The organism is Massilia niastensis DSM 21313 (assembly GCF_000382345.1).
Lineage (GTDB): Bacteria > Pseudomonadota > Gammaproteobacteria > Burkholderiales > Burkholderiaceae_D > Telluria > Telluria niastensis.
Map to the genome: position 1 here is coordinate 1 of NZ_KB908138.1, position 14,369 is coordinate 14,369.

The window sequence follows — 14,369 nt, forward strand, 5'->3', positions numbered from 1 at the left end:
ATCGGCATGTGATCAACGGAATACTTTGGCGTTTGCGCACAGGAGCGCCCTGGCGCGACATACCTGCCCGCTACGGGCCTTGGCAAACCTGCTATGACCGGTTTGTTCGCTGGTCGCGCGACGGCACTTGGCAACGCCTGCTCAAGGTGATGCAAGCAGCAGCCGAGCAAGCCGGTCTGATTGATTGGGATGGCGCTGCACTCGATGCCACGCATATCAAGGCGCACCGCAGCGCGGCTGGGGCACGAAAGAAACTTCCGCCATCCGAAAAAAGGGGGCCATAGCTGACGAGTGGTTGGGCCGCTCACGCGGCGGCATCACCAGCAAGATCCACTTGTGTGTTGATGGGCACGGTTTGCCTTTGTCCATCGTGATCACGGCCGGACAATGCAGCGATGCGGCCCAGATTGAAGCGGTGCTCGATGCGATCTGCGTGCCACGTTGTGGCAGGGGACGTCCGCGCAAACGCCCATCGAGCTTGCGCGTGGATCGGGCCTATGGAGCTCGGCACTACCGGCGACAAATTCAATGCCGTCACATACGCTGTGTTTGTCCGGAGCGCCTCGATGCACAGAAAAGCCGCCTCCGCAAAGGTCGCCGCGGAGGCGCGCCGCCGCGTTTTGATGCCGACGCCTACAAAGACCGCAATGTCGTCGAGCGCGCCATCAACCGCCTGAAGGACTTCCGCGCTGTCGCGACGCGCTATGACAAACGCGGCCATAACTACTTAGCCACAGTCATGGTCGCAACAATTATGGTGTGGCTCCTATGAGGTCAGTCAGACAGACCCTAGCCGAGCAACTCGCGTACCCTCTGGTAGCCGCTGCGGCTGATCGGCAGCCGCACTTCGCCCTTCAGGACCGCGCAATGGTTGTCCTTGCTGACCGGTTCGATGCGGCACACCGCCCCCACGTTCACGATATACGAACGATGGATGCGCACGAACACCGCCGCATCGAGCAAGCCCTCCAGCTCCGACAGCCGCTGGTTCTTCAGGTAGCTCTTGTCCCCCGCGCTGATCTGCACGTAATCGTCCTGCGCCTCGATGTAGTCGATGCTGGCGACCGGCACCACGTGCACGCGCGCGCCGTCGCGGATCAGGACCCGCTCCAAAGGCTGGTGACGCTGCGCCGCCTCCTGCACCACCGCCTCCACCCGGGCCGGCTGCGGCGCGCGGCTGCGCGCGTGCGCCAGCGCCTGGGCCAGCCGTTCGCGCGAGAACGGCTTGAGCAGGTAGTCGACCGCATGCACCTCGAAGGCCTTCAGCGCGAACTGGTCGTAGGCGGTCGCGAAGATGTAGTGCGGCTTGCTGCCGGCCAGCTCCACCACCTCGAAGCCGTCCAGCCTGGGCATCTGGATGTCGAGGAACACGAGATCGGGATCCTGCTCCGCGATCGCCTTGACCGCCTCGAAGCCGTTCGCGCATTCGCCCACGATCTCGACGTCCGGATGCGCGCCCAGGTACTCGCGCAGCAGCGCGCGCGCCAGATGTTCGTCGTCCACGATCAGTACTCGCATTCCTCAGTCTCCCATCGCCGTTTCCGCGGGCAGCACGAGGTCCACCCTGAATGTCCTGTCGGTGCGTGTCCAGTGCACGCTGCCCTCGCGGCCGTAGGCCGCCGCCACCCGCTGGCGCACGTTGACCAGGCCGATGCCGTTGCCGGCGCGCGGCGTGCCCTGCTCGTCATCGGCGTCGTTCTCGACCCGGATCCTGACCTGCGAGCCGGCGCGTTCCGCCGCCACCCGTACCGTGCCGCCCTCGAGGAGCTGGCCGATGCCGTGCTTGACCGCGTTCTCCACCAGCGGCTGCAGGATCATCGGCGGCACCAGGCAACGCCCGGCGTCGGCGCCGACCTGACGCGCGAAGGCCAGGCGCGGACCGAAGCGCACCTGCTCGATCGCCAGGAAGCGCTCCACCAGCGCCACCTCTTCATCCAGCGGCACCTTGCGGTGCGCTTCCAGCCCCAGGGTGTGGCGGAAGAATTCCGCCAGCCGCAGGGTCATGTCGCGCGCCCCCGCCGGGTCGATCGCGGTCAGCGCGCTGATCGAATTCAGGCTGTTGAACAGGAAGTGCGGATCGATCTGGGTGCGCAGCATGCGCAGCTCCGCGTCCTGCGCCAGCAGCCGGAGTTCCAGCTCGCGCGTCTCGGCGCGACGCGCGCGCTCGAATTCCAGCGCCAGGTAATGCGCCGCCCCCGTCATCCCGTACAGCAGCACGCCGACCCCGAACATCACCGCCACGAAGGGGCGCGACACTGCCACCCCGCCCCAGTCCGGGGCCAGCCAGCCCCACAGCGCCGCCCAGGCCGCGCCGGCGGCGCACCACAGCAGGGCCGCGCTGACGGCGCTGAAGAAGAACACGCCCAGCACGGCGCCCAGCGGCTTGTGCGCGAGCGGGTAGGCGCGGCACAGATAATACGCCGAAAAGCCGCAGGCGCTGGCGTAGACCAGGGTCAGCGGCAATGCGAACAGCAGGCTGGCGGACACGCCGGCGCCGGTGGCGCCCGCGATCAGTCCCGCCAGCAGCAGGCCCAGCATCAGCCAGGCCAGCAGGTAGAGCGCCGCGCCTTGCCGCGCCCAGAAGCTTCCCATCAGTTCCGGACTTCCACGCCACCCATGATCGCGTAGCCGCGGATCACCAGGCGCTTGGCGCTGTCCGGCGGCGGCATGGTCTTCTCCTCGAAGCCGCCCATGATCGGGGTGCCGTGCAGGATCACGGTCCAATCCGGCGGACACTTGATGGTGACCCCGCCCCAGAACGCGAACACGTTGATCACGGCCTCGCCCTCGATCGAGGAATTGCGCATGTCGAGCGAGCAGCCGCCCATCACCGCCGTCACCTCGCCGCCGCGGAAGTGCGGCGTGGTGATGCGCCGGTCGAAGCCGCCCATGATCGCGGTGATGTCGATCACGTCGTCCTCCAGCGCGCCGTCCTTCAGCGAAGCCATGCCGACGCGGCGCCGGCCGACGACGGACTTGTACAGCAGGAAGGCGCCGAAGCCGATCAGGAACAGCGGCCACACGGCGCGCCAGCTGAAGTCGATCACGTCCATCCGGTCCAGCGTCAGGAGCACGCCCACGCCCACCAGCGCAGCGCCCACCAGCCTGCCGCCCTGGGTCCGGGTATCGCAGAGCTTGACCGTGCCGACGATGATGAACAACATCGGCCAGAACGAGAACGCGCGGTGCATGTCGAGGATATCGAGGTTATCGAGCAGGAACAGGAAGCCCATCGCGATGACCAGCAGGCCAAGCACCACCTGGCTGCTGACGCCCTTCGGCTGGATCTCATTTTTCATGGCGGTTCTCCGGGTGGTTGCCGGCGAAGCGGCGCGAGATGAAGGGATCGAGCACCAGCTTGACGCCCCAGGCCAGGATGAACAGCGGCCAGCTGTTGCGGAAGGTCAGGCCGAACAGGTTCTCGAACACGGCGAACAGCCACAGGCCGATGAACACCGTCCACAGGCCGTTGCCGAACTCGCGCGGGCTCGGATAGCCGATGGTCTGGTTGACGCCGACGACCACCAGCAGCAGCGGCCAGTAGCGCCACAGCGGTTCGGCATCGAGGTAGCCGAGGCGGTCGAACAGCACCGCGCCGCCCACGACGATGAGCAGCAGGCCCCACACGACCTGCTTGCGCCAGCGATATGCATCTTCGGAATTCATCATGTGCTCCCCTGTGTGATCGTCATGGCAAGCACGATACCGGAAGCCGGGATGGCGGCGAAAGCGCTTTTCGGTGAATGGCGGGCGGCGGGCGGCGAATGGCGAAGAATTCGGCGGGCAGCGGAGCCGGGCCGGCGGATGGCGGGCCACGCCGCGCCGCACGCGCTGGCCGGCGGCGGGACGAAAAAAAACCCGCCTCACGGGAGGCGGGCTGGCCGAGGGAGCCTGCTTCAGGCGGCCGGCGTTGCTTGGTCCCTTGGAGGCTGGTTCTTGACCTGGTGACGGTACTTGGCGCGGGCCTCGGCCTGGCGGACGGCCTCGCGTGCGACATTGGCGCGCTTGATCTCGAGCCTTTCCTTCTTGCCGCGGTGTTGTGCGATATGCTTGTTGCCAATTTTATTGGTCATGAAACATCTCCTGTGTCTGAAGCCGCGCGGTGGCGCCGCCATGGCGCGCCGCGCCGCCGGTTAAGAGCGGTTGGTGCCCATCTTGAGATCCGCCGGCATCAACATGCCCCAGCCAAGCTGGCGCCGGATTTCTTCCGGGGTTGGGGGCGGTTTTGGATCGCGCGAGCGGCGCTCGAGGTATTCGCGAACCAGATGCTTGGGTGGGTGCTTGACGTCGGACATGGCAGCCTCCGCTTCCGTTGCAGGCCCGTGCGACATGCGCGGGCCCGGGATTCTGGTGCCGGTCCTCGAGGCGACCGGCTAACCTGTTGAGATAGTCGGGACGCCTCGAACCGTATCGCACGTCCCTCACTCACACGGCTTCATGATACCGAGCCGTGGCGCTGCTTACCGTTAGGTGACGCACACTGTACACACCCTGCGCGCACGCTGTTAAAACGACATTGGCAATAACGCCACGGTAAGCCCCTGACAACAAAAAAAAGGGGAGCCGCAGCTCCCCTTATACCCGCATCGCGGCGCTGAAGTTGTTAGAACTTGTAACGCAGGTTCAGGTAGTACTGGCGGCCGCTGACGTCCAGCTTTTGCGGCTCTTCTTCGCTGTAGCGATATTGAGCGCGCTTGGCGTTGGTCAGGTTGGTCGCGCTGAAGGCCAGCTCGATGTTCTTCGTGAAGTAGTAGTTCAGCGAGAATGCGAGCGTGGTCACGGCGTCGGCGTAGGTCGGTGCGGTCGGCATCGCCACGCCGTTGATCACCGACAGGCCCTGGCTGTTCGCGGTCGGCGACGGCGCGGTGGTGCTGTTCACGTACTCGCCGCGATAGTTCGCGACCAGGCGGGTCGACAGCTTGTCGTCCTCGTAGTACACGCCCACGTTGCCGGTCCACTCGGATGCGCCGACCATCGGACGGCCATCGTCGACCTTGGTCTTGGCGCGGCTCACGTTCGAGGTGAAGCCGAACGGGGTCTTGCCGAACGGCTGCTCATACTGCAGCTCGATGCCGTTGATCTTCGCGCCCTGCTGCGACGAGGTGTTGATCGCGAAGGTCTTCACGGTCTGGTCGCGCGGATCCAGCAGGTCGACGGTCGAGGTGCCGGTGGTGCCGGTCTTCGCGTAGCCGTCGATCGACGAGTGGAACACGCTCACCGCCACGACCGAGCGCGGTGCGAAGTACCAGGCCCACGACAGGTCGACGTTGTCCGAGGTTTGCGGTTCCAGGTCCGGGTTCGGGCCGGTCACGCGGCAGCCGTTGGCGTCGCAGCCCGGGGTGCCGAAGCCGCTGCCCAGCGTGTTGTAGTTCTGGCGGCCGATGGTGCGGCTGGCGCCGAAGCGCGCGATCATGTCCTTCTGCAGCTCGTAGCGCAGGTTCAGGCTCGGCAGCCAGTTCTCGAAGGTGCGGTCGGTCGGCGTCTTGTAGTACATGATGCCGGCCTTCGGGTTGAACGGCTGGCCGTCGAAGTAGGCGGTGGCGTCGCCCGCGGTGGTGATCGCGCCCGGGTAGGCCGCGCAGGTCGTCGCCGGCTTGCCCGGCTCGGTGCGGTCGCAGGCGCCGGCCGGGATCGGGGTCGCGATCTGGGCCTTGATCTGGGTGCGGGTATAGCGCAGGCCGACGTTACCCGACCAGCGGTCGCCTTCCAGGTTGGCCATCAGGTAGGCCGCGCTCTGGCGCTCCTTCATGTCGATTTCCGAGTTCACGCGGCGTTCCCATTCCGGGCTGGTGACCTTGGTATTCGACGCGATGTAGTCCTTGGTGGCGTCGCGGGTGTAGGTGAAGCCGGTATTGTCCCAGCCGCTGCCGCCCAGGCCAGAGCCGAAGTCCCCCGGATACGGCTGCCAGCCGGTGGTCGGGGTCGGGGTCGGCGAGGTGACCTTGCCGGTCACCGGATCGACGCTGATGCCGTTGCGGAACGCAGGGCCGCGGCGGCCGCTGGTGCGCGCGTGGTCGGCGAAGCGCACGCCGCTCTCGAGCGACTGGAAGATGCCGCGATCGAGCTTGTATTCGGCGTCGAGCTGGGCGCTCCACTCCTTGTCGACGGTGCGCACGCCCGATGCGGCGCGGTCGACGATGGTGTAGCCGCTGCCGTCCGGGTTCAGGCCCGGCTGGTTGTTGCCGGCGTTGTGGTACTTGACGAAGGGCGCGTCGTGCAGGCCGTTCAATGCGTACGAGATGCCGGTGCCGTAGCGCGCCAGGGTCAGGCCCTGGTCGAGGTCGGTCGAACCGACGCCGCGGGTGGTCGACAGCAGGGTCTTGACGGTCAGGTCGTCGTTGACGCGGTACTTGGCGTCCAGGTCGAGGAACGAGCTTTCCGCCTTGGCGCCTTCGCGGAAGAAGCCTTCCGAGTTACCCACGTACTGGGGGGTGGTCCCGTCCGGGAACACGATGTCGGCGGCCTTCAGCACCTTCAGCTGGTGGCCGTAGACGGTGGTCTCGGTGCCGATCACCGGGTTGCGGATCTGCGCGTAGACGCGCTGGCCGTTCGAATTGGTGTTGGCGGCCGTCGCGGCGGTGCTGCCCAGCGGCTGGTTCTTACCGAGCAGCATGGAATAGATCGCGCCCGAGGTCAGGCGGCCGTGGTTGTCCGCGTCCATCGACGAATGGAAGCCGGTGACACTGATGTCCAGGTCGCGGTTCGGCTTGAACTGCAGCGACAGCATGCCGCCCTTGCGGTCACGCACGGACTCGACGAATTCCGAGCTCATCGAACCCGGCAGGCGCACGCCGTTCAGGTCCGACGCCTTGAGGCCGGTGCCGGCCAGCGAGGCGTCGGTGATGCCCAGCATGGTGGAGGTGTTGATCACGTCCCAGCCGCTGTTGGTGCCGTAGGCGAAGCGCGACACCGAGTCGCGGCGCACGTAGCGCTTTTCCGAGAACAGCGCGGCCAGCACGCCGAAGGTGCCGGCTTCGTTCTTCCAGGTGACCGAGCCGTTCATGTCCGGCGCGTAGCGGCCCGGCAGGTCGGCGTAGCTGGCGCCGACGCTGACGATGCCCGAGAAGCGCTCCTTCTGCGACAGCGGCTTGCGGGTCGAGACATTGATGGTGCCGGCCAGGCCGCCATCGACGATGTTGGCCTGCGAGGTCTTGTACACGACGGCCTGCTGCAGCACGTGCGACGGCATCAGCGACAGGCTGGTCGAGCGCGAGCTCGATGCCTGGTCGGCGACGTACCAGTCGGCGCTGGAGACGGCGTGGCCGTTGAAGATGATCAGGGACATGTCCGGGTTGGTGCCGCGCATCGACACCTTTTCGGCTTCGTCGTAGTCGGTACGCACCGCCACGCCGGCCAGGCGCTGCAGCGAGTCGGCCAGGTTCTTGTCCGGCATCTTGCCGACGTCTTCGGCGGTGATCACCTCGACGTTGGCGGCCGAATCCTTCTTCACGGCCAGCGACTTGGCCAGCGACGCGCGGATACCGGTCACTTCCACCGTCTGGATCGGGGCGTTGGCCGCGACTTCCTGGGCCATGGCAGGCAGCGTGGCAAGGCTCCACACGGCCATCGATACCGCCGCAGCGATCGGCTTCTGTTTGAACATCTTCTCCTCCTGGGGGAATGTTATCTATCTATGGATATTGCATAAGGCAGACGCAAGGCTTGCCATCCTCGGAGTATTGTTGATTTCTTGCCTGAGTGAATAATCACTTGTGTTCGCCACCTTATAACTTGGAGGAATGTACATATTCGACAGGGCCGTGGAAGTTATGGCCGCCGCACGAAATTTCATTACCCAAGCGGCGCGCGCGCGCGTAGCGTGACGTTTTCTAACAACAACACGAGACACCCCCGCCATGCGCCTTGCCTGCCTGCTGCTTGCCAGCGCCGCCCTGACCGGATGCGTCACCGCGCCGGCCCCGCGTACCGCGCCGCCCGCCCCGGTACCGCTCGCCACCGTGCTGCAAAAACAGATTTTCCAGATGAGCCCGGTCGAAGCCGGCCGCTACATCGAGCACGTCCACCAGGCCGAACCCGACCTGCGCAAGCGCATCGCGGCGATCGGGCGCAAGAACATCGGCCAGCCGTACTCGCTGCACCTGCTGGGCGAATTCCCCTATGAAATCCACGACAACCTGCCGCTGTTCAGCCTCGAGCAGAGCGACTGCGTGGTGTTCGCGGAACACACCTATGCGATGGCGCTGTCGCAATCGTGGGAAGAATTCTTCTGGATGCTGCAGCGCATCCGCTACCGCGACGGCGTGATCGGCGTGGCCACCCGCAACCACTACACCGAGATGGACTGGAACGTCGCCAACCGCTGGCTGGTCACCGACATCAGCGCCGAACTGGCCGGGCCGGGCGGACCCGCCTACGACATGACGGTCGACCGCGCGCGCTTCCTGCGCACCCGCCACCACACGGTGCGCGAGTTCCCGGTCGAGTCCAGCCGCCAGGCCTTCGTGGCCAAGGAACAGGTGGCGGCGATCGCCAGCCAGCTGCAGGAAGGCGACTTCGTGAACGTGATCTCGACCCGCGACGGCGAATACTGGGCCTCGCACGTGGGCCTGGTGGTGCTGGGACCGAACGGCGAGCGCCACTTCCTGCATTCGGCCGAGCCCAAGGTGCGCGAGGAAACCTTCGACTCCTTCATCGCGCGCGCCGCCGAGCGCGAAGCCCGCAATGCGCGCGAGGGCAAGCGCGGCCAGGTGCTGGCCGGCTTCAAGTTCCTGCGCCTGAACGAACAGATCGAGGTGCCGCCGATGGCGCCGCAGCCGCGTCCCGGCCGCCCGGCCGGGGCCTGAGTCCGTCCGCCTGCCCGCCGGCCCGGTCCGGCGGGCTTCCCTTGCGCGGCGCCGTCCATGCGCCGCGCTTTCCCTCCCTCTCCCCTCCCCTTGTTCCCGGTTCGGGTTCCTGTCCTTTTTCGATTTCCTGCCTCAGGTATTCATTTACCGCTTTCAATAATAACAACTGGAAATCGGCGCCTCCTGCATTTCTGAATTTCATTTCTCATTTTAAATTCGCCTAATACGGACCTGTATTGTCCGCTGTTGAGTGAACTCAAACAGCACGCATAAACCGGGCCGGATAATTAACGCATACAGCACCCCCTCATTTAATTGCGAATGATTTTTACCGGGAATATCTGAGCATGGATTTATATTGCACCATGGCTTTTATCCAGCGACATATTCATCATCCCTGAAAAGCCCATCGCCATGTCCAGACAAAGCCGCCAGGCATTCAGCGTACTCTGTGCACGCATCGTGTCGATGCACCGCACCACCAAGGTCAGCCTGATGGTCGCGGCGGATCTGCTGGCGCTTCCCCTATGTTTTCTGATCGCAATGATATTGCGCGGGGGCGATTTAAAATTCGCAACGAATTACGGCGCGGCCGCGTATTTATTCATCGCCGTGCTTACCATTACCGCCTTCTTCCTGTCCGACCTGTATCGCGCAGTCATCCGCTTTATCGACCACCGCTTATTGACGATGACCGGCATTGCGCTGGCCATCGCCATATTCTGCGCATACCTGGCGCTGGTCGCCATCGGCGAGGCGCGTTTTCCCCGCAGCGCGCTGGCCATTTACTGGTTCATCGCTTTTTCCTATGTCGCGATATCGCGCATCGGCCTGCGCAAGCTGCTGCGCGCCCATCGCGAGCGCCCCGCCGGCGATGCGCTGGCGGTGGCCATCTACGGGGCCGGCGACGCCGGCGCGCGGCTGGCCCAGACCCTGCGCGACGGCAGCGAATACCGCCCGCTGTGCTTCTTCGACGACAAGCGCGTCCTGCACGAGCGCAGCGTCGCCGGGCTGCGCGTGTTCCCGACCGCGCGCCTGCGCGAACTGGCGGCCGAACTGCAGTTCCGCACCATCGTCATCGCCCTGCCCGCCGCCCCGCCCGAGCGGCTGCGCGAGCTCATGCAGCGCCTCGGCCAGGCCGGGGTGCCGACCAGGATCCTGAGCCGCCTGGTCGACCTCGAGGACGAGACGGCCGGTCCGCGCGACACCATCCGCGAGCTGAAGTTCGAAGACCTGCTCGGACGCGCGCCGGTGCCGCCGCGGCTGGACCTGTTCGCCCGCTGCGTGCGCGGCAAGAGCGTGCTGGTCACGGGCGCCGGCGGCTCCATCGGCAGCGAACTGTGCCGCCAGATCGTGACCCTGACGCCGGCCCGCCTGCACCTGCTCGACCATTCCGAGTTCGCGCTGTACACCATCCGCCAGGAACTCGCGACCCGCTTCCCCGGCCTGGTCATCGACGCCCACCTCGGGTCGGTCTGCAACGGCGACCTGGTCGAGCGCGTCCTGCGCGACGGCCAGGTGGACACGGTCTACCACGCCGCCGCCTACAAGCACGTGCCGCTGGTCGAGGCCAACATCGTCGAGGGCCTGCGCAACAACGTGCTGGGCGCCCAGGTCGTGGCCGCCGCCGCGGCGCGCCACGGCGTGCGCACCTGCGTGCTCATCTCCAGCGACAAGGCGGTCCGGCCGACCAACATCATGGGCGCCAGCAAGCGCATCGCCGAGCTGATCTTCCAGGCGGCGGCCGCACGCCACGAAGGCGCCACCACCTTCTGCATGGTCCGCTTCGGCAACGTGCTCGGCTCCTCGGGCTCGGTCATTCCCCTGTTCCAGCGCCAGATCGCGCGCGGCGGCCCGGTGACGATCACCCACCCCGAGGTGTCGCGCTACTTCATGCTGATCGCTGAAGCGTCCCAGCTGGTGATCCAGGCCGGCGCCATGGCCAAGGGCGGCGACGTGTTCGTGCTCGACATGGGCGAGCCGGTGCGGATCGTCGACCTGGCGCGCACCATGATCGCGATGCACGGCCTGAGCGAGCGCACCCCGAACAACCCGCGCGGCGACGTCGAAGTCCTGTTCGTCGGCCTGTTCCCCGGCGAGAAGCTGCACGAGGAGCTGCTCACCGAGGGCACCGTGTTCCCGAGCGAACACCCGCGCATCATGCGCATGAAGGAAAGCGCGCTGCGCCCGAGCGTGCTGGACACCTGCATCACCTGCCTGATGATGGCCTGCGACACCCACGAGCGCGGCACGATCGAATCGATGGTCCGGGCCATCGTGGCCGAGTATGTGCCGCAGGCGCCGCTGGCCGCGCCGGCCGCCGCCGCCGAAACCGGACAGCGCGCCGGCCTGCGGGGCAAGTTCGTACCGTCCCGGATCTAACCCCACCGTTCACCCCACTGGCGAGGAAACCCATGCGTGACGAGCACCAATCAGTTCATCTGGAGCAGCTGCTGGGACGGCTGCACGAGCGTAGCGCCGTGATCGGCATCATCGGCCTGGGCTAGACCTGGCGCGCATCGCCGCTCAGCGGGCTGATGCCGCCGGACTCGCCGAGCGCCTCGTTGAGCGTGAGACGTCCGTTGTGCATGGTCAGCGCCTTGGGGCTGATCACTTCGCCGGACACGAACACCTTGCTCTCCTCGCGCGAATGGACGCGCACCACGTCGCCGTGCGCCAGCAGGATGGCGCCCGGGTTGACGCCCTTCTGGACCAGCTCGCGCATGTTCAGCGTGTAGCGCGCCTCGCCGCGCTCGAGGACGATCCGGCTCTGGTCGGCGTTCGGCTGCATGCCGCCGGCCCGGTTGAGCGCCTCGACCAGGGTCATCGGGATATCGTCGATGGCCTGCAGGCCAGGCGTGCGCACTTCGCCGTCGACGTACACGCGCTTGCTGCGGTAGGACTGGACGCGCAGGGTCACGTTCGGGTGGGCGATGTAGCGCGCGAGCTTGCGGGTGAGCAGCGCGCGCGCCTGCTCCTCGGTCAGCCCTTCCGTGGCAAGCAGGCCCACTAGCGGGAACTGGATCCGTCCCTGGTGGTCGACGACGAAGCCCGGCGCCGCGCCCGGCTGCGCCGTCCCGCTGTCGGCGGCGGCCGCGGCGGCGGTCATGCCGCCGGCGGCGAGTTCCGGATGGTCCCAGACGACGATCGAAAGGACGTCGCCACGCCCGATCGTGTACGGCGGCGGCGTGCCAACGAACAAGGGCCCAAGGTCCTGCCGCGCGGCGAGCAGGAAGGCCTGGCGTTCGGCGTCGACCAGCTGTGCGGTGATGAGTTCGGTCGGTGGTGCGACGCCGGCGCCGCCGGATCCGGCGCCGGTGTCGAAGCCCAGGCCGCTCGTGCAGGCGGCCAGGAGCAATACCAGCGCCAATGCGGACGCGGAGCAACGCCAACCCGCTATTGCAGCTGAACAAAACGAAGCCATGATTGTTGCCTATCAAAAATAGACGCGTTACTTGAGCCCTTCAGTTCAGGGTACGGCGTCTATCAGGCTTGGCTTTGCAGCGGATCAAACGGCGGCTTGGAACAATGCGGGCGCGGCCCCGGTCTAAAACGGACTAGCGCAACTCCTCGACCAGCTTCAATCCCTCGGCGAAGGTCCAGATCCGGCGGATCTCGATGACGTCGAAGCGCGCCGCCACGTTCGGCGGGAAAGCCGAGTAGCGGGCGTTCAGGCGCACGAAGCGGCGCACCGCCTCGTCCATGTCGGGGCGGCCGCTGGAGCGCACGATGGTGACGTCGTCGACGCTGCCGTCGCTGCGCAGCGACAGGCTGACCAGCGGATCGATGCGCACCTCGCGGACCGCGAAGCGGGCGTCGCCCAGCACGGCGTTGCGTTCGAGCTTCTGGCGAACGCTGTCGATGTACAGGCGCAGCGGCACGTCGCGTTCGCCGCCGTCCGAGACGACCCGGCGCGCATTCGGCATGGTGTCGGTCGCATGGGTCGGGGGCGGGGTCGCGCTCGGGATGCTCAGGCCGCGCAGCATGTCGCGCGCACGGGTGCCGAGATCGCCCGCCAGCGCCCCCTGCTGCGCGCGGCCGCCGGCGCCCGGCCCTGCGCCATTGCCGCCCTGCCCTTGTCCCTGCCCTTGTTCCAGGCCTCCGGGACCGGGCGCCTGGGCCCGCATGCGTCCTTCCTCGAGCCGGCGCGCCTCCTGCGCGCGTTCCTGGGCCAGCCGCTCGGCATCCGCGCGTGCGTGCTCCTGGGCCAGCCGCTCGGCCTCCGCACGTGCGCGTTCCTGCACCAGCCGCTCGGTTTCGGCACGTGCGCGCTCCTGGGCCAAGCGTTCTGCTTCCGCACGTGTACGTTCCTGCGCCAGCCGCTCGGACTCCGCACGCGCGCGTTCCTGGGCCAGCCGCTCGGTTTCCACGCGTGCGCGTTCCTCTACCTCCTGCCGGGTGCGCTCTTCGGCCAGCCTGCGCCGGACCAGTTCCTCCGCCTGCGCGCGTTCCTGCGCGAGCCGTGCCTCCTCCTCGCGCCTGCGCTCCGCCACCTGGCGTTGCGTGGTTTCTTCCGTGCGCTGCCGGACCAGCGCCTGTTCGCGCGCAGCGGCCTCCTCGGCCACGCGGCGCTCGGCCTGCTGGCGCGCCGCCAGGTCCTCCTGCTCCCGTTGCCGCAACTGCGCTGCGCGTTCGCGCTCAAGCGCGAGCCGGTTCTCCTCCAGCCGTTGCTCCTCGAGGCGCTGCTCCGCAAGCCGCTGCGCTTCAGCCTGTTGCTCTGCGAGCCGCCGCTCCGTCATCTGCTGCTCCTCCCGACGGCGCTCCTCTTCCTGGCGCGCGGCCGCCGCCAGCCGCTCCTGCTCTTCCAGCGCCAGCTGGCGTTGCCGTTCCTCTTCGGCGGCCAGGCGCAGCGCTTCCTGTTCGCCATCGTCGGCGGATTCCCGAGCCGCCGGCTCGGCCAGCTCGGTCTTCCCAGCGCTCTCTTCCTGCGCGGACGGATCGCCCGCCTGCGCGAGCTTCTCCTCCGGAACGACGTCGGGCAAGGGGACGGAGAAGGTCGATTCCTCCTGCGGCTGGGCGGCGATCAGCGGCGTGGAGACGGGAGGAACCCGGCGCCTGGGCGCCGCCACCCGGGTGCGCTTGCGCGGTCTGGGCTTGGCGGCCTGCTTCGCGGTACGGGCCAGCACCGGCGCCGGCGGAAGCGGATCCACCAGGCGCAGGCCGGCCGCCGGACGCGGCGGCAAGGGCAAGGGAGGCGCCGCCGGGGCCGTCGCCAATGGCGCAAGTGGAGCAGGTGCAGCGGACGCAGGCACGGATGGCGCCGCCTCGGGAGGTGGCGTATCCGGCGGCGCCAGGGTCACGGAAATCGGCCCGCCGCTACCGAGATCGAGCCCGGGCACCCCGAACTGGATCGACAGCAGCAGCGCATGCAGCAGCACGGAAACTGCAATACCGGCGCCGAGGCGCCGGTCGGCACGCGTACGTGAAGTGTGTCGACTGCTTGCGTTCGCTGAAGCCATGCCGTTCCGAAGCGGATATTGTCAGGCTGACATCTTAGCGTTTACTCGGCAGTTATGCGAGGCGCACACGATATGAAGCGCCAAGGAACAACAGTTGCCCCCGCAC

General features: G+C 67.0%; 11 protein-coding genes and 1 pseudogene. 3 read left to right on the forward strand and 9 right to left on the reverse strand.

Annotated elements, in window-relative coordinates:
* Window positions 1–772 (forward strand): annotated as a pseudogene (locus tag H162_RS35375) (IS5 family transposase); the annotation flags it as partial.
* Window positions 773–789: 17 nt separating this feature from the next.
* Here the strand turns inward: H162_RS35375 and H162_RS0125075 are convergent.
* The 7 genes from H162_RS0125075 to H162_RS0125100 all read right to left on the reverse strand — a co-directional run bounded on the left by H162_RS0125075 (window position 790) and on the right by H162_RS0125100 (window position 7,603).
* A complete protein-coding gene (locus tag H162_RS0125075) occupies window positions 790–1,518 on the reverse strand; it encodes a LytR/AlgR family response regulator transcription factor (protein ID WP_020656241.1) in 729 nt (242 codons plus the stop codon).
* A 3-nt stretch (window positions 1,519–1,521) separates the two neighbouring features.
* On the reverse strand, window positions 1,522–2,592 hold the full coding sequence (locus H162_RS0125080) for a sensor histidine kinase (RefSeq protein WP_020656242.1): 1,071 nt from the start codon (window positions 2,590–2,592) through the stop codon (window positions 1,522–1,524).
* Complete coding sequence (locus H162_RS0125085; protein WP_020656243.1) at window positions 2,592–3,299, reverse strand: LiaI-LiaF-like domain-containing protein; 708 nt, start codon at window positions 3,297–3,299, stop codon at window positions 2,592–2,594. Before H162_RS0125085 ends, H162_RS0125080 begins: the two co-directional genes overlap by 1 nt.
* Complete coding sequence (locus H162_RS0125090) at window positions 3,289–3,669, reverse strand: LiaF transmembrane domain-containing protein (protein WP_229452252.1); 381 nt, start codon at window positions 3,667–3,669, stop codon at window positions 3,289–3,291. Before H162_RS0125090 ends, H162_RS0125085 begins: the two co-directional genes overlap by 11 nt.
* A gap of 227 nt (window positions 3,670–3,896) precedes the next feature.
* Window positions 3,897–4,073, reverse strand: coding sequence for a hypothetical protein (locus tag H162_RS34840; RefSeq protein WP_020656245.1), 177 nt, complete (start codon window positions 4,071–4,073; stop codon window positions 3,897–3,899).
* A gap of 60 nt (window positions 4,074–4,133) precedes the next feature.
* Window positions 4,134–4,295, reverse strand: a complete 162-nt coding sequence (locus H162_RS34845) for a hypothetical protein (RefSeq protein ID WP_169444569.1) — start codon at window positions 4,293–4,295, stop codon at window positions 4,134–4,136.
* A 308-nt stretch (window positions 4,296–4,603) separates the two neighbouring features.
* The gene (locus tag H162_RS0125100; protein ID WP_020656246.1) at window positions 4,604–7,603 is read right to left on the reverse strand and encodes a TonB-dependent receptor; all 3,000 of its coding nucleotides are present in this window, start codon (window positions 7,601–7,603) and stop codon (window positions 4,604–4,606) included.
* Window positions 7,604–7,856: 253 nt separating this feature from the next.
* Between H162_RS0125100 and H162_RS0125105 the strand changes: the two genes are divergently transcribed.
* Window positions 7,857–8,804, forward strand: coding sequence for an N-acetylmuramoyl-L-alanine amidase-like domain-containing protein (locus tag H162_RS0125105; RefSeq protein ID WP_020656247.1), 948 nt, complete (start codon window positions 7,857–7,859; stop codon window positions 8,802–8,804).
* A 414-nt stretch (window positions 8,805–9,218) separates the two neighbouring features.
* The gene (locus H162_RS0125110; protein WP_229452253.1) at window positions 9,219–11,186 is read left to right on the forward strand and encodes a polysaccharide biosynthesis protein; all 1,968 of its coding nucleotides are present in this window, start codon (window positions 9,219–9,221) and stop codon (window positions 11,184–11,186) included.
* Between the two features lie 121 nt (window positions 11,187–11,307).
* On the opposite strand, the gene H162_RS31895 is transcribed toward H162_RS0125110, so the two are convergent.
* The gene (locus H162_RS31895; RefSeq protein ID WP_229452255.1) at window positions 11,308–12,162 is read right to left on the reverse strand and encodes a polysaccharide biosynthesis/export family protein; all 855 of its coding nucleotides are present in this window, start codon (window positions 12,160–12,162) and stop codon (window positions 11,308–11,310) included.
* A gap of 199 nt (window positions 12,163–12,361) precedes the next feature.
* Complete coding sequence (locus tag H162_RS0125125; protein WP_156885793.1) at window positions 12,362–14,182, reverse strand: TonB family protein; 1,821 nt, start codon at window positions 14,180–14,182, stop codon at window positions 12,362–12,364.
* Window positions 14,183–14,369 lie beyond the last annotated feature (187 nt).